The sequence below is a fragment of the Cytobacillus sp. FSL K6-0129 genome, assembly GCF_038007625.1.
Lineage (GTDB): Bacteria > Bacillota > Bacilli > Bacillales > Cytobacillaceae > Cytobacillus > Cytobacillus kochii.
Genome location: NZ_JBBOXM010000001.1, coordinates 1,102,214 through 1,124,503 on the forward strand (window position 1 = coordinate 1,102,214; position 22,290 = coordinate 1,124,503).

Below are 22,290 nucleotides of genomic sequence, written 5' to 3' on the forward strand. Positions count from 1 at the left end.
TCATTTGCCTATTGAAGAGGAAGGGAAATACATCCCTATCCTTCTATATAAAAGGCCACTCTTCTTCTTATAGAAAGAGTAGCCTTTAAAAATTAATGATCATTTACCATCGGAAGTATAATTTGTATCGTTGTCCCAATATTGTATTCACTTTGAATAAGCAAGCGCCCTTCATGTAAATGTACGAGTTTCTCCACAATAGCTAACCCAAGCCCTGTACCTCCATCAGCTCTTGTCCTTGCTTTATTCACTCGGTAAAATCTTTGCCGGATTTTATCTAAGTCTTCTTCAGGTATCCCAATCCCAGAGTCTTCCAATTGAATACAACAGCCATCTTCTGTTTGGAAAAGATCAAGTAGTAATGTGCCCTCATCAGTATATCTAATCGCGTTATCAAAAATATTTTGCATAATTTGTTCGATTCTTCCTTCATCTGCAATAATAATGATATCAGGATCAAGATCTACTTCTATAGATAAGCCTTTTCTTTTAATTCGCGGACTATACTTTTGCACGACATCTTCCAAAAGCTGGGCTAGGGGTATTGGCGCCTTCACCAAACGATAGTCATCAGTTTCAAGTTTTGACAAATCTAATAAATCACCGACAAGTCTCTCCATCCGAGTTGCTTCCCGATAAATGAGTGCAAGGTATTTTTCGTGATCTTCTTCATTTGTTACAAGACCTGACTTTAGTGCATCACTATATCCTTTGACATAACTAATCGGTGTTCTTAATTCATGAGACACATTAGCAAGAAATTCTCTCTTTCTATCATCTTCTTTTTGAATAGATGTGGCCATTGAATTAAAAGCACTAGCCAGTTCACCAATTTCATCTTGTTGATTTGTCGATAGTTGCACATTGTAATTCCCTCTAGACACTTGTTCAGCTGCTAACTTCATTTCCATTAACGGGCTAGTCATTCTTTTAATGAGGAAAGTACCTGTCATAATGGCGAATAGAAGAAAGATGAACGCGGCAAGCATCCAAAGATAAGCGAAATCCTGTGTAATATCAGAAATTTTCTCTAACGGTAAATAAACATATATAATACCAGCGAGACGATTATCATCTAATAACGGGATAATGACACCCATAATACGAGTATCAAACCTTTCTTCAAAACCCGTTTTGTAAATTGGATTTCCTTTTAATAATTGCTCTCGTTCTTCTCCGTTAATGAGCGAATCATATTTCATTTCAAATGGAAAGCATGCGCTCAATTCCCTAGGATTATCTACCATGATGATATCGGTTTCTGATTTATCATTGTACCAAGCTACTTTTTCCTTTAAGTCTGTACTTATTTCTCCACCTTTGTAATCAGACGCTAAGGCTAATCCTTCTTCTAATAATGTATCTTCTACATTTTCGACATATAATTTCTCATAAAACAGATAAGATAATATGTAGGAATAAACAATTGTGATAAGTATCGCTATCGTCACCGTTAACCATAACTTTTTGGCTAATGTGTCGGTAAGGTACTTCATTTGTCTGGTACCTCTAGTTTATAACCTACCCCCCATACGGTTTGAATGTAATCTGCTATACCTAATTTCATCCTTAATGTTTTAATATGGGTATCAACCGTTCGTAGGCTACCATCATATTCAATTCCCCACACATGTTCAAGGAGCTGCTCCCTTGAAAGAGCCTGGTTAACATGTTGAATTAAATAAGAAAGCATTTCAAACTCTTTTAATGTTAAAGATATTTTTTCCTCTTCGACAAGGACTCTCCGCGCTTTTTTATCTATTGATAACTTTCCTATTTTTATTTGCTCTGATTCTTGTTTCACTTTTCCAGATCTCCGAAGGACTGCATGTATTCTAGCAACAAGCTCTCCTGGACTAAGTGGTTTAACAATATAATCGTCCCCGCCTAATTGTAGCCCCTTCACTTTATCCCATTCTTCTCCTTTTGCCGAAAGAAAAATGATTGGAATATCTGAATTAGTACGTATTCTTTGACAAACTTCATATCCATCTTCATTTGGCATCATAATATCTAAAATGACTAAATCAATTTCAGCTTCCTTCAATATCATGTAGCCTTCTTCACCACTCTCTGCTGTAAAGCATTTAAATCCCGAATTCTCCAAATACATCTCAATCAATGTTCTCATATCTGGTTCATCATCAATAATTAATATATTTACTTTTCTCATGAATCCTCGTTCTCCCTAAGCAAAATTTGAAACGGACCTTCGCCTACATCTACTGATCCTTTCAGTTTTATTGTTTCTGAATCGATAAATTGTAACTCAGAGCTATCATACCCTGCGACTAATACTATATCGCTAAAGGTTTCAATTGTGAAAGGGTTGGCTGTTACGCTCATTTCACCTATTACTTCACCAGCCTCATTTAACTTATACAGCAAATTGGTTCCATGGCTCACAACAAATATCGCCTCATCAGCTTTGGTAAAATCGACTGGCATCGAAGGAACACTAATTTTTCTTAATGCTTTTCCGGTCTCTCTATCATAAACATGTACATATTTTTCAATATCTAATCCTTCACCATGTCCACCAACCCATATTTCGTTATCTAATGGGAACAAACCTGTTGCATGTGTATGTATTTCATAGTTTTCTTTTATTTCCATTCTTTCCAAATCAATACTTGTAAGAAGATTTTCATCAAACCCTATAATGATGAGTTCATCCCGAGCTTCATCATGTTTCATCTCGAGTGGTCGATCAAAGATATCAATATGACTCGTTTCTTCTCCATTACTATTAAAAAAACGGACGCTATTTTTTCTTTCATCTAAAGCAACTATTGTATCAGGTCTTAGTTCCTCAACATCTACAACACCCTCACCAATTGTCCACTGATGAATCAGTTCCCCTTTAGATAATGAATAAAGATCAATGGTGTTTAACTTTTCACCATACAGTAACAGAGTGTCGCCATCTGATAGTACACTTCCTCCTGTGTATGCTTTATTGACCTTCCATGAACCAATGTTTTTTTGCGCCTGTATGTCTATAAATGATAGGCTCATCTCCTTAATATTTACTGTTATCGCAATATCCCGCTCAGCTGGTATATTAGTGAATTCTTCTTGTCTACAACCAGTTAAGAAAGAAGAAATCAGTAAGAAAAATATGAACGCCTTGTAATAACGCATATAAAGTTTCTCCCCAGTTTTAATGTTTTTATAAGTCAAGGATACCGGATGGTTGTGTTAAAAGTGTGAAAACCTTCAATCGATTGTATCGAAAATTTCAAAATGTATATCAATGAGTGCGACTTTCATATCAGAAGAAAGTGAGGAGTCAATAATTCTTTTAATCGCAGCAATTAACTTTTTTTGTTTATCTCTTCTTACTCGTGGGTGAGCATTTTCATCTCTTAATTCTTTTTCTATTGCTATCATTAACACAATATCCGGATTTTCTTCATCTGTTGCCAGTGCTCTATTTTTCCATAATGAACGGTAGCTTTGTAAAAGATCCTTACTATTCATTTTAATTCACTCCTCTCATATTGAATCTACTTGATTCATACATAAATTTCAATTGAACGTTAAAAATAAAAGTAATTCATTAATAGGAAGGGGCTAGTCTATGACTACACCATATTGCTGTCCATCATGTAAAACTAATCGTTCACGCTTTAATATTATTGAACAACATCCGCGTTCAGTTAAGCTTGATCCACAATCTGGCTCTGTACTGGAAGAATACGCAGCAGAAAATTTAACTGCTTTCCATTTAAAATATAATGGTCCAACAGTAAGAATTCAATGCGGTGCATGTGGCCTAATAGAAGATGAAAAAACTTTTATTAAGTTTGGAGAAAACCAATAAAAAATAAGGGTGTAGTAATGAAGAAAGCGTTCAAAATCGATACGATTAAGAACGCTTTTTTTATCTTGTCATTTCCCTATCTCATTTAAAGTCAAATGCGATTTTTCAACAAAAAATTCTTAGCATCGACCTGCCATGGATCAAGTGGAGAGAATCTTACTAAACGAATGGAACCCCGATAGCTCTTCTTGCCTTTATTCTTTATATACCAATCCACTTGAATGGGAAGATTAACTACTAATGCAGTATTTCCTTTCTCTAAGTGACCAATTGAAGTTAACTTTACATTTTCAATCGAACGAATCGCTTTGTCATCTATCTTGTTTAATGCGACAAGAGACAGGAGATAAGCATCTTGTTGTTTCAAGCCTGCTATAAAGGCAGCTGATACTTTTTCCGGATCAGATATTGCCATATACTCATCAAGTTTACCTGCAGCTTTGAGAATCATCAATTTATGAGATAAATCCATTGAATTGGTACGATGTGTCGTACTACCAAAAAAATGAATACAAAAATGACCTGGAAAATTATTCGATAAAGCACCTGCCCCGTGTGGCATCCCGTGCATGGAAGCAGCAATCCATTCTCCATCACTAATGACGATAATTGCTCTTCGCTTCCAACTCCATTTTCCATTATAAATTTCCTTCATTGTCTTTGTATCTTCTTTCGTTAATGGTTGAACATCTGCATGCTCACTACCAGCTCTTCGTTGGACATCAAATCGCTTACCAGTATCGACATCTAGCACAGTAAACTTCTTAAACTTCGGTAAATGTTCTTTCGCTTCTTTCCAAGGCAACATCTGGATAGGTAATCCAATTTCATCATCCACCATACTATACATCTTTATAGGGGACACTAAATAAAGCATTAAAAACAGGGAGACAATGCTCAACTTTTTCATCTTTTATCACTCTTCTTTATTAGGTTTCATCGTAAAGTTTGCCTAAAGATGAGCATTTATATGTATAGTAACTTTTGGATGGATTTGTCCATATGAAAAACAATAACAGAGTAGCTTCTAGAATTACACCTCTCGACTTGTTAACAGCTAAAGGCTTGGACTGTATTCCACAAAAAAACTGAGTAAGAACAAAATCCTACTCAGTTTATTTTTAATCAATTTATTCTTTTGGTTTTTCTAGAGATTGTAGTCCGCTTTCGATTTTATCCCAATCAATATTTTCTCCGATGAATACCATGTTTAAAGGAATATTCATATCTTCTTGAAAATATACAGGCATCCCGTATGAAAATTGGAAAAGCTGTGGATAGGCTAAAGATGAGAACTTAATATATCCCTTCATTCGATAGAGCATGTCAGGTAATTCCCTCAAAAAATCCTCAAAAGCAGATCGATCTACAGCTCCTTTAAATTGATAAACAAAGGTGCTCAAATGTAAATCTGTGCCAATCCTGCTGCTAGATTGTTTTTCTTTCGGCAGTAAGGACAATTCTCTTATTCGTTTAATTGGTACTTTTGCATTTTTTGTTAACAATGTAAAAGCTGTCGAATTAATACTTTGAACTTCTTGGATGACATTTGCTTGTTCATCTTCAGATAACAAGTCAATTTTATTAACAAGTAGGCAATCTGCATGTCTAATTTGTTCAACTAAAAGCTGTAGCACTTGCGGTGTCAATTGTTTTCTGTGTAGCCATCTTGCACTATCAAGGATTGAAATAATACCTTTAGGGACAATTGAGTTAGCAAAAAGTGGTGAAAGCACAGCATCTAAGACTTCCACTGGATGTGCTGCTCCTGTCGCTTCGATATAGATGACATCTGGTTTTTCAAGCGTTAATAAACCTTGTAACTGTCCTTCTAATTTGTCTTGAATGGTACAACAAATGCAGCCATCCAATAATTCTCTTAATGGAATGTCCTCATCTATTGCATCTGAATCAATTGATACTTTTCCTAATTCATTCATTAAAACAGCCACTTTTCTACCGTTCTCTTTTTCATCCTGTAGCAACTGCTTTAACAGTGTTGTCTTTCCACTCCCTAAAAATCCAGCTAATATATAGATCTCTGTACTCATGTTTATTTTTTCCCCTTAAAGTCTATTCTGCAATTGTCTCTTCAATCATATTACTGAGTTTGTTTTTTATTATTTCATACGTATCGTCGGTGATATAACCTATTTTTTGGAACTCTTCTTGCTTACATTTCCATACGGGAATATAACCATGTGGGAAATATTCATCCTCTTCTTCTAATCCTACTTCAATAAAAGATTGGTAGTCGCTTTCTAAACATTGATCATGTTGTGCTTCTTTTCCTTTTTTACAGCGAATGAATTCAATCACCAAGTGTTCATGTTGTTTGTAATGTCTTAGCATTTCAGCGATTAACATTTCACAAGTTTGTTCGACCTGAACGACCTCCTTCTTCATATTATCATTCATTTGAACAATCTGCCTCATGGAAACCACCTCTTTCATTGAACCATTGTAAAGGATAGAAGAGAATGGCACAAATATTACGGTCACCCATTGACCTCCGTGACATTCTTCTCTTTGAAAAACTGCCTGAGAGCGGAGATATTTTCTTCATAATCCATATCTAACACAGCGCCAGCATGTGGAGAATTTTTGTCAACAAATGAATCGTCTACCGGAATCCGCATTGTCTCTATATCTGTTATTGGATTCAATAATACAGAGGTCGCCATCGCAAACATCTGATCAATATGTAAATCTGTATCAACATTTGCCATAATCATTTTCATCATTTCAGGTGATTTGGCGATTCCTTCAATAGATGTCATATGGTTTTTTAGTTCTTCCTTTAATAAAGCAAGCACTTCCTGTTGTCGCTTTACTCTTCCATAATCGTATTCATCATCATGACGAAATCGAACGTAATCTAATAGTTGCTCACCATTCAAAAAGTTTTTACCTGGCTCAATGTTCATATTCATATCTTCAATCATTGCTGCAGGAACATCAACTTCCAGTCCATTTGGAGCAACAGTATTTAGGATATTTGCAAATCCTTTAAAGTCAATGACAACTGAATGATCAATATTTATTTGAAAATTTTCTTCGATTGTTTGTGAAAGTAATTCCGTTCCTCCTAAAAAATAGGCATGATTCAATTTATGGTATCCTTTTTCATAATTCGGAATTTCTACATAGCTATCACGCATAATAGAGACTAGTTTAACTCTTTCTTCTTTTGGTTCATACCGAGCTAACATAATTGTATCAGATCTTGAATCTGTTTCTCCTCTAGAATCAACACCAACAAGTAAAAATGTTTTTGGTTCTGAATTGTTCCATGTTGTTCCCTTCTCCTTTTGACGGTTATCTTTCTCAGATATGCCAGATGAACATGCTGCTAATAGTAAAGCTAACAAAATGATGACATATTTTCTCACGGTTCATCCTCCTTATTTTTCCTTATTCATTCATTGTAGGGATAGATGAACAACTTTATACTTTAAAAAAGAGGAAATAGTTTTTTACATTTTTTCCTTCCTAGAGTAAGAGCGGTTTCTCATAAAAAAAGAACAAACTAACAACCCATATAACGCGTGTTGTTAGTTTGTTCGGTGCTTATCAACTTAATTTCTTTTCAACTGTCACAATCACTTCTTTTTTAATTCCTGCTGAAAAGAAAATGATGCTACATAAACAAATGACGGCTATCACAAAGAAGGCAATCGTTCCCCCGCTGATACCAATCAAGTATCCACCAATCATTGGGCCTATAAAACTTCCTGTATTCCTGAACTGAGCAGCACCAAAATACGTGCCACGTAATTCCTCTGAAGCTAATTGATCAATTAATATACTACTTGCTGGAAACGATAATATTTCTCCAAAGGTGAATAAGATTACACCGATAACTGCCATTATCCAATGAGTGGATATAGCAAAAAAGAATAACCCAATAGCTACAAGAGCCGAACCAATAATCATAGATTTTAAAGGGCGAACCTTTTCCATCAGTTTTGCAAAAGGTAATTGTAATATAATTACAAGGATGGCATTAATGGATAAAAGAAATGAATAAATGACGACTCCATTCTCCAATCGATTATCAAAGTGTTGTGGTAAGTTAGAATCCATTTGCGAATAACCTATCGCAAGTAAAATACCACCTAGAATATAATACAATAGCGACCTATCCCTCCTAACAATGTGAAAGGCAACAGGCAAAGTAACATTTTCTTTATTCTCCAAACGAGGAACAGGCTGAATCGTAAACAATAAAATGAGCATATATGCTAAATAAATACCCCCAGTAATATAAAAAGTGAGAGTCGCATTTGTTAATGCTAATACAGCCCCGATTAATGGGCCAACAGCTGCCCCAATATTAATTGCGACATATCTTAAGGAAAATACTTTCATTCTTTGTTCCTTTTTTGTTAAATCGGCCATCAATGCTTGTGCAGTTGGTTCAAAAAAGGAATTACACAAACCAAGTAAAGCATTGAGTAGCAAAAAAGCAAGAGCTGAGGCGGACAAAGCAAAGCCAAAATAAGCGGCTGCTGTACCAATTAATGCAACAAGCATAATCGGCTTTCTTCCAAATTGGTCAGATAAATGCCCCCCTATAAAACCACCTATTGTCGACATTAATGGACCCATCCCGATAATGAGGCCAATTAAAAACGAAGGATAGTCCTGATTCACTAAATATATAGATAAAAAAGGCAACGTCATAAATGCCGCCCCGCGAGATAAGATTGTACCAACTAGTAAAATCCATATCGTGCGATGAAACTGATTATAATAATCTTGTAATCGTTTAATCATGTTGGTTATCCTTTCGATTCTTTTACAATACGCCCTTTAACTAGAAACAAATAAGATAATAGAGCTAAGATTTCTGCACTAGCAATAATAAATGCCATTGGCCATGAAGAAGATTCACCAGCTATTCCAACTAACGGAGCAGCCATACCACCAAGCAAGAACGTCATTAAGCCAATTAAGGCTGAAGCACTACCAGCATTTTCACCTTGTGAAGCCATTGCCAACGAAAAAGTTGATGTATTAACTACTCCAACAGCAGAAACAACTAAAAATAACGGAATTAGAACACCCCAAATACCTAGATGGAAAATTTCACTTAGAAGTAATGTAACCCCTCCAACTAAAGCAATCATCAATCCACCTACTAATAAAATTCCCTCATGTATTCGCTCTGAAAGTTTTCCCGTTAATTGACTGCCTAAAATAATGCCAATTCCATTTATTGCAAAACAAACACTAAACATTTGCGGAGAAAGACCATAAATATTTTGCAATACAAAGGGAGATCCAGAAATATAAGCAAACATTGCAGCACCAACAAAACCTTGAGATAAAGCGTATCCCATAAATTTACGGTCTTTTACGATTTTTCCGAAACGGCTAAAGGAAACAAAAACGCCTCCATTTAACCTCTTCTCAACAGACAAGCTTTCTTGTAATGAAAAGATAACCAGTAATAAGCTAAGAAACCCGATTAATGTTAAAACAAAAAATACTCCTCTCCAAGAGGTAATCGTTAATAGTTGGCCACCAAAAACGGGTGCTAAAATAGGGGCTGCCCCGTTTATTAAACTAAGTGTGGCAAAAAATTTAGTTAATTGTGTACCACTGTATAAATCTCGAACTACGGCTCTTGATATAACAATTCCTACAGCCCCGGCTAATCCCTGAATAAACCTTAATATGATGAATAATTCAATGTTTGGAGAGGCCATGCAGGCAACTGAAATGAGACAATATAAAATAAGTCCAACTATTAACGGCCTCTTACGGCCAACCATATCACTAATTGGCCCGGCAAAAATTTGTCCTAAAGCTAAACCAACCATACATGCTGTTAAGCTTAATTGTGCATAGGATGCACTTGTTTGCAGATCATCTGCTAGATTAGGTAATGCCGGAAGATACATATCTAAGGATAGTGGCCCAAAAGCAGATAACAATCCCAGAATAACGGCCAGCATGAGGCGCTTACTTCTACTTTCCTCCTTATCGTTACTTAATTCACTCGTTTCGTACATCACACATCCTTCTTTCCATCTTCAATACAATTTTAGAATATTGCTAATTTACCATAAAACCTTTAAAAAAACATCAGTCTTTTTTAAATAAATTCGTCAAGCGAAATAAATATTTTAAATTTATATTAAAGCTCAACAACTAAAGCCTCCGTTTGCTATTTTCTATTTAGTGCTAATCTCGGGCTATCTAAATGACAAGTAAACCCTCTTTTGCGAGGCGTTTCACATAATTTGTCTTTCAATGAAGCGTAAACTCATCATATTCTTTCTCAGTCTTAAAATTAACTGTAAAAACTACCATCTCACAAAAAAAAAGAAGCATATCAATTGTTGATTTTGATTAAAAAAAGAAACGACCATAACCCTTATAAATTAAAGGGTTATGGTCGCTTAAACGATTTTCACATGTTGTATAGAAGCTAGAATGAGTTATTTTTTCATTTCTTCTTTTAAAACTTCTATTGCTTTTTTGATTTGAGTATCGTTCTCTAGAAGCTTTTCACGTAAAGCTTCCATTAGTTTCACGGTTGTTTCACCTTCAATGACTCCAGTTTCATCCAATTCATTATCCTTTTGGAATGCTTTCACTGCAGCTTCTGTCTCTTCATCAAAGAATCCATCATTTTTATCAAGCTCATATTCCAGTGCCTCTAACATCTGCTGTGCTGCCTTAATTTGACTTGATGATTCCGATTTTTTTAATGGTTTCTCAGGATTAATATAAGGCAAGGAAGCATATTCAGGCAAGGAAACTTCATAATCAGGCTCAATACCTTTTTCATGAATCCAATTTGCATCTGGCGTTAACCATTTTTCTGTTGTAAATTTCATATTTGAGCCGTCAGTAAAATCTTGAGCACGTTGTACAGTTCCTTTACCAAATGACTTTTTACCGACTAGACTTACATCAGCTGATTCATGAACGGCAGCTGCTAATATCTCAGAAGCACTAGCACTACCTTCATCAATAACTACTACTAGAGGCGTCTCCATTTGCTTGCCATTAGGAGCTTGCACGGCCTCCCTATTCCCATTACGATCTTCAATTTGGAATAAAATTTCGCCTTCAGGTACAAACAAGCTCGAAATTTCAATTGCTTGATCTAATAATCCGCCAGGGTTTTGTCTTAAATCTAAAACTAGACCCTTCATCCCTTTTTCCTCTAAATCATTTAATACATCAACGAGTTCTTGCGCTGTATTTTCAGAAAAAGAAGTGATCTGAACTTTGGCGATATCATCTTCTAACATTTCGCCATATACCGTTTCAAGAGGAATTGTATCTCTCGTAATTGTTACATTCATCGGTTCACTGTTACCACCACGAGCAATTTCCAGTTCTACTTTGGAACCTTTTTCGCCTCTTATTAATAGGACAGCTTCTGAAGAACTCATTCCTTGCAAGCTCTTGCCATCAACAGAGACAATTTGGTCATTTGGTTGTAGACCAGCATCTTCTGCAGGTGAACCTTTTAATGGTGAAACAATGACAATTTGTCCGTCTTGTTCTGTAATTTCAGCGCCAATTCCTTCAAAAGAAGAGGAGATGCTTTGATGGAAATTAGCAGCTTCATCTTCATTCATATAATCAGAATATGGATCATCTAGAGAATCTAGCATCCCATTGATAGCTCCATTAATTAATTCACCCGAATCAATTTCTTGGAAATAATTTTCGTTCAAGGAATCATAGGCTTTATATAACTTTGAAAATTCACTTCTTTCATTCGTTCCTACATTTACGGCCTTCTCATCACCGAAAGACAATGCTAATGTGGTGATTCCAGCTGTAACAAAAACGAGGATGAATACAAGCATAATAAACGGGAATAACTTCATTTTTATTAGCTTAGGCTTATCCTTTACTTCCTGTTTTTCTTCATCATTATTTACTTCATTAGACAACCCTTTCACCACTTTCATCACTGTAAGCTGTGATGCTTACTCAAGTTTAAGATTCTTTATTGGCGTTATCGGTATCAATAACTGTACTACTGTAATGAAAATTATATCTTATTTCTTTGGAAAAGAGGAAGATTTTTCTTATGTATTCCTTTCATCTCAAGAATTCAAGCTTCTTTTATTATGTATCGATTAAATGGGGAAAGTCTTCTTCTACAAAGTGAATCTCATTTGTTCACTTCTAATTTCCCCAAACCCCACATAATCATTACATAAATGATGAAAGGAGAATGAATGCATGATTCCTGGTATATTACTATGGTGCTGTTTTGCTTTATCTATTATCTTTCTTATCTCAGGAATATTTAATCATTCTTATGTTCAAGCATTATTAAGTTTCGTTTTATTCCTGCCATTGAGTTGTTATTTATTTCGTATTGATCATTTTTTTCAATACTTTTTTCTTTTCCCTATTATTCCATTAATCGCTTTTTGGTACATTTTTATGAAGAAGCGTACTTAAATTTCTTTTACAGACTCAAAGTATTCTTCTAATGTTAGATCTTTCTCAAAAATGACTTTCGCTGCTTCTTTTCCAACATAGCGAAAATGCCAAGGTTCAAATTTGTATCCTGTTATTTCTTCTTTACCTTTTGGATACCGTAAAATAAAGCCGTACTTATGTGCATTCTCTTTTAGCCATTTACCTTCTGTTGTATCTTCGTAATCTTGAGTTAACGTGTAATCGACTGAAGGACTTGAAATATCCATCGCTAATCCTGTTTGATGTTCACTACTTCCAGGTAGAGCAACTGCTTCTGAAGCTTTTTCCTCACCTACGCTATTTACCTCTGCTTGGAAAACTGCTTCCTGCCGATCATATGAACGATACCCCGAAACAGCAAATAACGCTATTTTTTCTTTTTTAGCTGCAGAGAATAATTCTTCTAATGCATCTGCGGCTTCTTTTCTAAGGTAACTTTTTTCAATATCTTGATCTCCGAAAGAATATTCAACATCTGCACGAACAAGATCTTCAGGAGCATAATCTGCCGGTAAAGCAAAGTCTTTATTCACCATTACCATCAAGTTTGTTGGGTTTGCTATTGTTGGTTTTCCATCCACATCTTCAATTTGATTAAAAAATTGAGAAGCTAATGTTAGGTCATCTTCATTTTGTTCATCTTGTTCGGGAGGTTGTTCAGTTGGATTGTTTTCTGTTTCTTGCTGATTGTCCTCTTCTTTTTCTACAGGCTCATCTACTGAAGTTGGTTCCGAATTAGATAGAAAAGGTATTTTTTCTAAATAAGGATCTAATTGACTGCAGCCTCCAAGAAAAAGAGCAACTGTAACTGTTCCTGCAAGTACTTTCTTCATTACTTTTCCCCTATTCTCTTTCTTTATGTCAACGTCTATCATAACACTTTATATAATAAATTGCGAAAGAAGAGAAAGGCATAATCTATGAACCTTACTATTAGTGATTCTACCAATAACAAATGAGAAGAGGACCACTTTAAGTAGCTACAGATTCACTAGAGAAACGAGGGAAATAACAATTCTTAGAAAAGATGTCTTCATAAAATACTTCCCTTCATACGGATGTACATCTGCTTTAACTTTTACCTTAAGGCAAAAGAAAAGCGAGTGACTATGAAAAAATAATCACTCGCTAACATGTACGATTTATGAAATTGCTGCTTCTAATGCTACTTCAATCATTTCGTTAAAAGTCGTTTGTCTTTCTTCAGATGTAGTTTCTTCACCAGTAATAATATGATCACTCACTGTAAGGACAGAAAGAGCTTTTCTTGCATGCTTAGCTGCTAACGTATAAAGTGCTGCTGTTTCCATTTCGATAGCAAGAATTTGGTACTGTGCCCATTTTTCATGTTCAGCATTATCATTGTAGAACATATCAGCTGTAAAAACATTCCCAACCTTCAATTCCAATCCTTTACTTACCCCACTGTCATAAGCTCTGCGCAATAGATCGAAATCAGCTGCTGGTGCATAATCAACTCCACCAAAAGTTAAACGATTCATTTGTGAGTCCGTGGAAGCAGTCATCGCAAGGATCACATCTCTTACTTTTACATCTTTTTGGATGGCTCCGCATGTACCAACACGGATCAAGTTTTTTACATTATAACTATTAATCAGTTCGTTCACATAAATAGAAAGGGAAGGAACGCCCATTCCAGTACCCTGAACAGATATTCTTTTACCTTTATAAGTGCCTGTATAACCAAACATATTGCGGACTTCATTATAGCACTTTACATCTTCTAAAAAGTTTTCTGCAATATATTTTGCCCTTAATGGATCACCTGGTAGTAAAACTGTTTCTGCAATTTCATGTTCTTTTGCTCCAATATGTACACTCATCATATTCCTCCATCTATTAATCGTTCATTATCTAAAATATAGCATAGGATGAGTGATGATGGAAATGAAAAGGGGAAGCTAAGTTTTTCACTACATACCATTCATATAGATAAATATGAACAAACATTTTATTACCTAACCATTATTCGGTTCACTAAGGCCCAACCACCCGACTTTAATTGATAATAATATTGCCCTCTTCTCCCTTCATCAATATATAAAATATCTCCCGTTGATAAAAACCTCCCTTGGAAATCAAACGGCATGCGATCAAGGACATTAAATTGCTTAAATACAGTTGATAAACATTCTTCATGATTTGCACCTTCAATAAGTGTTCGATAAACTTCTCGATAGCCCCGAGTTTCTCTATATTTTGGAGTTTGAAAAATGGTAACATCATATTCTTTTGTTCTTGGTTTTACAAAAGTCTTGATCATATATACCCCTCCAATAAATGATTATTTTAAACAATATATTAGCTTTTTCTACGTTTATTTCCTTCAAAGAAATTCGCCTATTTTTGTCGATTAAAGAGAAATTTTATTATGAAAACGCTTACAATTTTATTTTTCTTTCATAAACTAGTATTAAACATAGTGGTGGTACAAAAGGGAGGGATAATTTGAAACGAGAGAAGATTCACTTCCATAAATTCTTTTTGTTGTTTGTTTGTATTTCCATCATATGCAGCTCATTACATTGGGTATTCCCATACAAAAACTATACAAAAATTGCACATCGTGGAGACGTTGCTTCAGCACCTGAAAATACAATGGCCGCCTTTCATTCTGCGCTAAACAATGGTTTTGATGTTATCGAATTAGATATCCATTTAAGTAAAGATAAAAAAATTGTCGTCATACATGATTCATCTGTTAACCGGACCACAAATGGTGAAGGTTTAGTGAGAAATATGTCAGTATCAGAGTTACAAAAACTCAATGCGGGCGGTTGGTACAGTCAACGTTTTTCTGAAGAGAAAATTCCATTATTACAAGAAGTGTTAGATGAGTTTGCTGGAAAGATCGTTCTGTTAATAGAAATAAAACCTGGCACAGAAACTCCAGAAATTGTAGATCAATTGGCAACTCTGCTAAAACAAACTGTAAATGCTGGTGTCCCTGAAAAAATGTTACAAATCCAATCCTTTCATATTGATACATTACAGCAATTTACACAACGCGCTCCTGACTTTCCCATTGGCCTTGTCTTAACCGCGCCTATTAATCTTATTCAAATGTATACGTATAAGACAGAAATTAGTTTTTTATCGATTCATTATACGAATTTAACACATTCATTCATTCAACAAGCACAACATTATGGATATACGATCTATGCCTGGACGATAGTTACCCCATCACAGTTCAAGCAAATGCAATTATTAGGTGTAGATGGAATTATTTCGAATAGTTTGGAGCGGAGAGAAGAGAATAGATATTATGCATTTCTACAATCATTTATAGAAGGTCATAAACTATTAGAAAGATTCTTTGTATAAATATAAAAACCCAATCAACTATAGCTCCATAAAGGAACATGAATAGTTGGTTGGGTTTTTGTTTATCTTGTTTCTTACTCTTCCGAATCAAAACTTACATCTTCATCGATAATACACTTTTTGATTAAGTATTCAAATGTAATATCAGCTAATTCATCTACTTCTTGCTCTACAGGAACGAACCCTCTTTTAGTCAACTCATGAAAGAAAAATTCTGCAATTTCTTCAGTATCAATAAAAACTTCAATTTCCTTCATATGCGACTCCCCCTTTGTACAAATTGTATGTGACACATTAATGAAACATGCAACATTTCAATAGAAAAATATTTTTTTATTCTTTTGTCATTAAATCTAGTAAAAGTACATAAATATTTTCTATCACTAGTTTTGAAAGGTTGATTAGATGGAAAAATTCACAGCAGTCTGCGATCGTTTTGTAGAAGATATAAATAATGAAGAAGGAAAATGTCTACAACTATTTGATCGATTATTACATTTTTTATTCATCGCTGTTTTACTAGTAGGCATTCCTGTCATGTCAGTGGCAATTATTCAACTGTTTCATCTTTTGTAAGATTAACTTTTTTTACTTTTGTTGTGATGGTTTCTAGCTTTTTCAAGATGATTTTCATTGCTTTTTTATATTCTTCATCTTGAAAAAAGTTGTACAAAAAAGAATAGTCATTATATATGTCTAGCAAACCATCTATGATTTGTTTCTCTTCGTTAGTACGATCCATTAGATTTGAATCAACATCTTGATAACAAACATCCTCAGAATTCTTTATTTCGTTCAATGCTTGTTGGTTAATAAGAAACAACATCCCTAATTTTTCTATAAATTCGTCAGCCTGTTCGGCATCAGATAATAAGGAAAGTTCCTCTTCACCAGCCTCAAGCCACTCTCCGTCAGATATTCGAGATAACTCATAAATGACGTCTTCCCATGCATCTTCTTTATAACGCCAAATCTCGGTACGGAAGCCGACTACTTTAAAAATCTCAGTACCATATCCTTTCACTTGGACAAGGTCCCCAAAAAAGTATTGGTACTCAATATCTACATGCTCCTTATCACTTACATCTCCTTCAAACTCTGAAAGAGGCTGTAAACTTGACTCCAAATAGAGACCATCACTTTTATTCACTTCATAAACATACATACCATCAAGCCATTTTACATCTGTTACTTTCCCTACCGTTCCATAAATTGTAATCACGACTGTATCACCAACTTCATATTTCGGTTTTTTACGATTAACCATTGCCCTCATCCTTTCCAATATAGTCGTGACTTTTAATTAAGATAGTATATGCATGAAAAAGCATTTTCGCTCGTATACAGGGCCGTCCAAATTTTTTTAGGGCCATCTTCATCATATGTTTATTTACGCAAAAAAACTGAATAAGATTTTACCTTGGTCTTGCCCCTGTCAAGTAGACAACATAAAAAGCTAAGCAGTGAGCGCGTGTCGATATTCAATCGGCGCGCGTTTCTTTAGTTTCTTTTGTCTTCGTTTGTAATTGTAATGGTAAATGTAATCCTCAAGAGCTTGCTCTAGTTCTTCTTCTCCCTTACACTTACTTATATACAGCTTCTCGGTTTTGAGGTGTGAAAAGAATGATTCTATACAGGCATTGTCCAGGCAGTTTCCTTTGCGAGAGTGGCTGCCTTTGATGCCATAATCCTTTAATCGGTTGCCGTATATTTTTGACGTGTACTGGAAGCCTTGATCCGAATGGAGAACGGCTCCAGCCACGTCTTTTTTCTTTGTCCATTTCTCTACCGTTTTTAACACAAGTTCCAAATCATTTCTTTGGGCTAGCTCCCAACTTACTATTTCGTTATTAAAGAGATCCTGTATGACCGATAAATAATAATATTCTTCGCCAACAGACACAAATGTGATATCCGTTACCATTTTTTGATTAGGTCCTACCGCCTTGAACTTCCTTTTCAGACGGTTAGGAAAGAGGTTAGAAGGACTATGACCATGTCGTTTTCTCTTTTTTCGGATGACTGATTGTATGTTCATTGCCGTCATCAATCGGTAGACCTTTTTGTGATTAATTAAATACCCGTTTTCATTTAATTCGTCTGTAATACGGGGTCGTCCATATTCGGGATGCATAAAATGTATGCCCAAAATGTGCTCTCGAATCTTTTGTTCATCCCTAACTTTTGCTTCGCGTTTATGATTGTTTTTTCTCCATTTGTAGTAGCTAGCCGGTTTGATATAGGCAATCTCCAACAGCCAGGAGACCGGATAGGTAACCCTTAACTCATCCACCAATTCATATTTCATTCGTCTGGGGTTTTCTCCTCCTTTACCAGATTTGGATACTGCTTTTTTAGAAATTCAACTTGTGCTTTCAAATAATCCCTTTCCTCTTCAACCGACTTAAATTTAGTCCTAGGCCTGCCTTTTAAAGGATTAGAAACTCCTTTACGCTCATCAAACGGGGCTCCTTCTTTCCATTTCTTAACCCACACTTTAAGCTGGCTGCAGTGACGGATTCCCAGTTCCTCTGCCAATGCTTTATAACTTTTAGACCCATTCACATATTTCATGACGGCATTATGTTTAAACTCTTCCGAATAACTATTAAAAGTTTGTCCTTTCTTTGCCATAGAAAAATCCCCTCCAAGGTAGCATTCTTTCCTTCATGGTAACATGAAGGTTTTTTTGAATGTCTACTTAAAGGGGACATTAACACCTCACTCAGCTTTTTTATTCTTTATCTATTTTGAATTGCACTACTATCTATTTGTTATCTACTTCAAGTTTATAAGCTTATCATCATTTCTATTTTTCTTATCTTTTGTTTTCTCATCGTCTAGGGAAACAAAAGAAGATTATACTGTTTTGATTAAAGCCTTCATAACTATTTACTCTCTTCACAAGTGATGAACAGTCTTTCACCTCATATATAGAAAAGAATCACCACTTTCCCGTTGAGCATAAAACTTTATTTGTTTATCTTCAAGTAATTGTAATATAGAGATATAGCTAAGCTCTTTTGCAAACTTCTTTGTCCATCCTGCTTTTGCTGCCGTATCTCTGATGGGTCCTTTCATACCGACAAAGTATATAGAAATCCCCTTTTCATGTTTTAATTGTTCTATCATTTCTTCTAAGGATTTAAAAGAGTGTGCATCTATATCATTTACTCCTGAAAAATCAACAATGACTAATTTAGCATTAGGTTTTATCAATATAAGCTCATTTAATTTATGCTCTAAATATGAAATATTTGAAAAATGTATAGAAGAGTCTATTCGTGCAATAATCAAATCATCTCGCGTTTTTGCATTTGGAAATCGTTTTATATCTCGAAATACTTTCTCCTTTTCTAAATATCCCATTTCTATGACCCTAGGTCTAGATATCTTAATTAATAAAAGGCTGAAATTAAAAACAACCCCAATAACTATTCCCCATTGAATGCCAATAACTAATGTCGCAGTAAAAGTAACTAACCAGCTCCAACCATCAATTGCCTTTATATTAAACCATTTCCTTATTTGCTTGAAATCTATTAGTTTATAGACCGCTACGATGATAACTGCAGCTAATACTGCATTAGGCAGATAATAAAAATAAGTAGTAAAAAATTGGAGGGCAATTATAACAAGTACGCTTGTAAATATGGATACCATTTGTGTAACTCCACCACTTTGATAGTTTACTGCACTCCTTGAAAAACTACCATTAATTGGTAATATTTGAAAAAAGGACCCTGAAAAATTGGCAAATCCTAAAGCGGTTAGCTCTCGATTAGGATTTATTTTATAACCTTCTTTTTCTGCAATTGTTTTTCCTATAGAAAGTGACTCCATAAACCCTAATAGCGCAATGGTAAGTGCAGGAAGGATTAATTGCCTAACTGCATCTAGCGTAATTGTTGGAAAAACCGGAATAGGCAAGCCACTTGGTACCCCTCTGACAATTTGAACACCTCGTTCATGTAAATCAAAGGCATAGACACTTATAATGGAAAAAACAATCAATAGTAACGCACCCGGAATTCTAGCATTTATTTTTTTTAGTACAAGTAAAAATACTATGCTGCATCCCCCAATCAAAAGTGTTAAAAAATGTATCTTCGGAATCCCATTGACTAAATCTATAAATATTAGGTGTATTTGTAGGTAAGTTCCTAATGTTATTCCCAATAAATGCTTTAATTGACTTAATCCAATAATTATGGCAGCAGCAGAGGTGTAGCCTCCCAAAACCGACGGAGAAATATAGTTTACAATCATCCCCATTTTCAACACAGCTAAGAGAAGTTGAAAAATCCCAACCATCAAAGCTAAAAAGATTACAAGAGTGATATATTCATAGGTGCCCGGTTTTTCAAGTAAAGATACACCTGAAAAAACCAATAATGAGGTTATAGCAGTTGGCCCAACGGATAAATGCCTAGAAGAAGCAAATAATGCATATATGATTAATGGTAAGGTTGATGCATATAGACCCATTATTAGTGGAAGTCCCGCTAACATCGCATAAGCCATTCCTTGGGGGACCAGCATGACAAAAAGAGTGATTCCTGAAATGAAATCTTTTTTTAGTGTTTGTAATTTGTATGATCTAATCAAAGTGAAAGGATTATATTTTTTATCTAACATATCAACCTATCCTTTTTGAGCTTTCTATACATGAGATTAGAGAGATTACCTTGGTACTGCCTAAGATAAGAAATAGGGCATTTCTGCCCTATCCATTAAGGAGTTACAATATTAATAAACTGATCAAAATGATCGAGTAGGTTTAAAAATTCATCCAATTTTGTTTGGTCTCCAAATAATTTTAGTTTGTTTGAAGTAACAGCTTCCCTTGGGTCAAGGATTCCATTTACAATCGCATAAAATGTTGCCTTATTACTAATGAATGAAAGATCTGGATTATCATCTAGTTTATTTCTCTTATTTAATACACAATTTTCGAGATAAATGGTGTATTTCTCCTCTACATCTGATAGAGAAACATTCATGATCATTTTTTTATCTGCTGCTTTCGGACCATTTAATCTTACAGAAAGTAATTTAAAGAATTCATCAAATGGCATTTTAAGCATCATTCCCGAATGACCTTTTGCTATTGCTCCCTTCTTCCTAGTCCCATTTCTTAGTTCTGACGCACCGATAAGATAAGCGTTACGCCAATTAGCTGATTCGGCCTGATATCCTAATTGTTCAAAGGTGTCTGCTAATAACTCTTTTGCTTCCTTATTGTCCGGTTCTGCCATCACTACATGTTTTAATACTTGAGCAACCCAACGATATTGCCCGTTTTCAAAATCTGCTTTCGCTTGTTTGACCACATGAGCAGAGCCACCCATGTAACTTACATATTTTTGACCTGATTCAACTTGGGGAAGTGGATCCAAATCAGAAGGATGGCCACTATAATATCCTAGATAGAAATTATAAATCCCTTTAGAATTATGCTTTAAAGTACCATAGTATCCTCGATTACCCCAATATTGGTCCAACGTCTCAGGTAGCTTGAGCTCTTCTGCTATTTCTTCCATTGTATACCCGTAATTGGCTAGACGAACGGTTTGATCATGGATATATTTGTAAAGGTCACGTTGTAATACTAAATGTTCTAAAGCTTGCTCTTTTCCCCATACTGGCCAGGCATGTGCCATGACTAAAGCATCAATCTCTTTACTCATAGTAAGATCAATGGTTTTATCGATTGCCTTCACCCATTCTAGCGTATCGCGAGTTTTTGCCCCTCTAATCGTATAAATTTGATGCATTGTTTTATTAACATTTTCTGATACAAATAATACTTTGTAATCCTGAATATAAAAGTGCATTTCTGCTGGTGCTTCAGTATTTGGTGTTAACAGGAATTCGAAATTAATACCATCTATTGTTAATTGCTCAATCTCTTCTTTTATTTCTCTATTAGGCATTTCAAAACCATTACCTGAGTGGAAAACAGTTCCGATGCCTGCGGATAAAAACCCTTTTTCTCCCACTGGTAACCCTATACCAAACTGATAGGATGCACGCCTAGACATTATTGGACCTAATAGGACATTTTCACTGAACATCTCTTGTGTAAAATGTTCAGGGACAATAATTGGAATTGTGGATGTCTCAGCATATTGAAGAATTGAATGTGTACCCCCAAAATGATCAGCATGGCTTTGGCTGATGATAATTGCAGTAACTGGCCTTTTAGGTCGATAACTAAAATATAATTCAATGGCCGCATCTGCAGCAGAATTACTAGATGAAGTATCAATGACAATGACTCCGCTTTTCCCTTCAACAAAAATCACGGTAGCTAACGAAAGTCCGCGAACTTGATACACACCTTCTACGACTTTATAAAGACCTGATTTTGCCTGTAATTGTACATTTCTCCACAAGCTTGGATTTACAGTTTCAGGAGATGGCTGATTTTGGATATTTAAATTTTCTATCCTATTTTCATACGGAGCAATTAGACCCCTATCTGCATCTTCATAATCTTGCTTGTTTTCAAAATTTAGGGATTCAAAAAAATCCTTGTTAGCTTTTTTTGTCACAGTAGTAGCATTCTTTGGGAGCTTGGATAAATGACTTGTCGGAACAGTACCTGACATTTAATATACCTCCTAGATTAAGAGATGAGATATGAT

23 protein-coding genes are annotated in these 22,290 nt (G+C 35.1%); 3 read left to right on the forward strand and 20 right to left on the reverse strand.

Annotated features, from left to right (window positions below; translation table 11 throughout):
* Nucleotides 1-92: 92 nt before the first annotated feature.
* The 4 genes from MHI57_RS05280 to MHI57_RS05295 all read right to left on the reverse strand — a co-directional run bounded on the left by MHI57_RS05280 (nt 93) and on the right by MHI57_RS05295 (nt 3,483).
* Nucleotides 93-1,496, reverse strand: a complete 1,404-nt coding sequence (locus MHI57_RS05280) for a sensor histidine kinase (RefSeq protein WP_095372913.1) — start codon at nt 1,494-1,496, stop codon at nt 93-95.
* Nucleotides 1,493-2,173: a response regulator transcription factor gene (locus MHI57_RS05285; RefSeq protein WP_322909513.1), complete on the reverse strand. Its 681-nt coding sequence runs from the start codon at nt 2,171-2,173 to the stop codon at nt 1,493-1,495. Before MHI57_RS05285 ends, MHI57_RS05280 begins: the two co-directional genes overlap by 4 nt.
* Entirely contained in the window at nt 2,170-3,144 is a 975-nt protein-coding gene (locus MHI57_RS05290) for a YncE family protein (protein WP_340975302.1), read from the reverse strand. Before MHI57_RS05290 ends, MHI57_RS05285 begins: the two co-directional genes overlap by 4 nt.
* Before the next feature lie 75 nt (nt 3,145-3,219).
* Nucleotides 3,220-3,483, reverse strand: coding sequence for a hypothetical protein (locus MHI57_RS05295; protein ID WP_307313298.1), 264 nt, complete (start codon nt 3,481-3,483; stop codon nt 3,220-3,222).
* A gap of 100 nt (nt 3,484-3,583) precedes the next feature.
* Between MHI57_RS05295 and MHI57_RS05300 the strand changes: the two genes are divergently transcribed.
* Nucleotides 3,584-3,826: a DNA alkylation repair protein gene (locus MHI57_RS05300; protein ID WP_095372909.1), complete on the forward strand. Its 243-nt coding sequence runs from the start codon at nt 3,584-3,586 to the stop codon at nt 3,824-3,826.
* A gap of 91 nt (nt 3,827-3,917) precedes the next feature.
* Here MHI57_RS05300 and MHI57_RS05305 read toward each other — a convergent pair whose 3' ends face one another.
* From MHI57_RS05305 to MHI57_RS05350, 10 genes are all read right to left on the reverse strand, one after another.
* The gene (locus MHI57_RS05305; RefSeq protein ID WP_322909516.1) at nt 3,918-4,736 is read right to left on the reverse strand and encodes a hypothetical protein; all 819 of its coding nucleotides are present in this window, start codon (nt 4,734-4,736) and stop codon (nt 3,918-3,920) included.
* Nucleotides 4,737-4,956: 220 nt separating this feature from the next.
* Entirely contained in the window at nt 4,957-5,877 is a 921-nt protein-coding gene (locus MHI57_RS05310; RefSeq protein ID WP_340975303.1) for a CobW family GTP-binding protein, read from the reverse strand.
* Between the two features lie 22 nt (nt 5,878-5,899).
* Entirely contained in the window at nt 5,900-6,328 is a 429-nt protein-coding gene (locus MHI57_RS05315) for a hypothetical protein (protein ID WP_340975305.1), read from the reverse strand.
* The gene (locus MHI57_RS05320; RefSeq protein WP_095372905.1) at nt 6,325-7,218 is read right to left on the reverse strand and encodes an LCP family protein; all 894 of its coding nucleotides are present in this window, start codon (nt 7,216-7,218) and stop codon (nt 6,325-6,327) included. Before MHI57_RS05320 ends, MHI57_RS05315 begins: the two co-directional genes overlap by 4 nt.
* Before the next feature lie 181 nt (nt 7,219-7,399).
* A complete protein-coding gene (locus MHI57_RS05325) occupies nt 7,400-8,605 on the reverse strand; it encodes an MDR family MFS transporter (protein WP_340975308.1) in 1,206 nt (401 codons plus the stop codon).
* 5 nt (nt 8,606-8,610) lie between these two features.
* Nucleotides 8,611-9,846 carry a multidrug effflux MFS transporter gene (locus MHI57_RS05330; RefSeq protein WP_340975311.1) on the reverse strand — a complete coding sequence of 412 codons (1,236 nt, stop codon included), beginning with the start codon at nt 9,844-9,846 and terminating at the stop codon, nt 8,611-8,613.
* Between the two features lie 429 nt (nt 9,847-10,275).
* The gene (locus tag MHI57_RS05335) at nt 10,276-11,769 is read right to left on the reverse strand and encodes a lmo1851 family serine protease (protein WP_095372902.1); all 1,494 of its coding nucleotides are present in this window, start codon (nt 11,767-11,769) and stop codon (nt 10,276-10,278) included.
* 498 nt (nt 11,770-12,267) lie between these two features.
* Nucleotides 12,268-13,125, reverse strand: a complete 858-nt coding sequence (locus MHI57_RS05340; protein ID WP_095372900.1) for a M15 family metallopeptidase — start codon at nt 13,123-13,125, stop codon at nt 12,268-12,270.
* Nucleotides 13,126-13,434: 309 nt separating this feature from the next.
* Entirely contained in the window at nt 13,435-14,136 is a 702-nt protein-coding gene (gene deoD, locus MHI57_RS05345) for a purine-nucleoside phosphorylase (protein WP_307313278.1), read from the reverse strand.
* A gap of 131 nt (nt 14,137-14,267) precedes the next feature.
* Entirely contained in the window at nt 14,268-14,576 is a 309-nt protein-coding gene (locus MHI57_RS05350) for a YodL domain-containing protein (RefSeq protein WP_095372898.1), read from the reverse strand.
* A 185-nt stretch (nt 14,577-14,761) separates the two neighbouring features.
* Between MHI57_RS05350 and MHI57_RS05355 the strand changes: the two genes are divergently transcribed.
* Entirely contained in the window at nt 14,762-15,640 is an 879-nt protein-coding gene (locus MHI57_RS05355) for a glycerophosphodiester phosphodiesterase (protein WP_095372897.1), read from the forward strand.
* A gap of 74 nt (nt 15,641-15,714) precedes the next feature.
* Here MHI57_RS05355 and MHI57_RS05360 read toward each other — a convergent pair whose 3' ends face one another.
* Entirely contained in the window at nt 15,715-15,897 is a 183-nt protein-coding gene (locus MHI57_RS05360) for a YozD family protein (protein ID WP_095372896.1), read from the reverse strand.
* A gap of 148 nt (nt 15,898-16,045) precedes the next feature.
* Between MHI57_RS05360 and MHI57_RS05365 the strand changes: the two genes are divergently transcribed.
* The gene (locus tag MHI57_RS05365) at nt 16,046-16,216 is read left to right on the forward strand and encodes a hypothetical protein (RefSeq protein WP_157733954.1); all 171 of its coding nucleotides are present in this window, start codon (nt 16,046-16,048) and stop codon (nt 16,214-16,216) included.
* Here MHI57_RS05365 and MHI57_RS05370 read toward each other — a convergent pair.
* The 5 genes from MHI57_RS05370 to MHI57_RS05385 form a co-directional block, all read right to left on the reverse strand.
* Complete coding sequence (locus MHI57_RS05370) at nt 16,191-16,907, reverse strand: hypothetical protein (RefSeq protein ID WP_095372895.1); 717 nt, start codon at nt 16,905-16,907, stop codon at nt 16,191-16,193. The two genes, MHI57_RS05365 and MHI57_RS05370, sit on opposite strands and share 26 nt — an antisense overlap.
* 189 nt (nt 16,908-17,096) lie before the next feature.
* Nucleotides 17,097-17,948 (reverse strand): IS3 family transposase, encoded by an 852-nt coding sequence (locus tag MHI57_RS05375; protein ID WP_328200406.1) that lies wholly within the window; start codon nt 17,946-17,948, stop codon nt 17,097-17,099.
* Nucleotides 17,945-18,274 (reverse strand): transposase, encoded by a 330-nt coding sequence (locus tag MHI57_RS25035; protein WP_251161713.1) that lies wholly within the window; start codon nt 18,272-18,274, stop codon nt 17,945-17,947. The genes MHI57_RS05375 and MHI57_RS25035 overlap by 4 nt, the downstream gene beginning before the upstream one ends.
* Before the next feature lie 288 nt (nt 18,275-18,562).
* Nucleotides 18,563-20,278, reverse strand: a complete 1,716-nt coding sequence (locus MHI57_RS05380) for a SulP family inorganic anion transporter (protein ID WP_340975314.1) — start codon at nt 20,276-20,278, stop codon at nt 18,563-18,565.
* 95 nt (nt 20,279-20,373) lie between these two features.
* On the reverse strand, nt 20,374-22,254 hold the full coding sequence (locus MHI57_RS05385) for an alkyl/aryl-sulfatase (RefSeq protein WP_340975315.1): 1,881 nt from the start codon (nt 22,252-22,254) through the stop codon (nt 20,374-20,376).
* Nucleotides 22,255-22,290 lie beyond the last annotated feature (36 nt).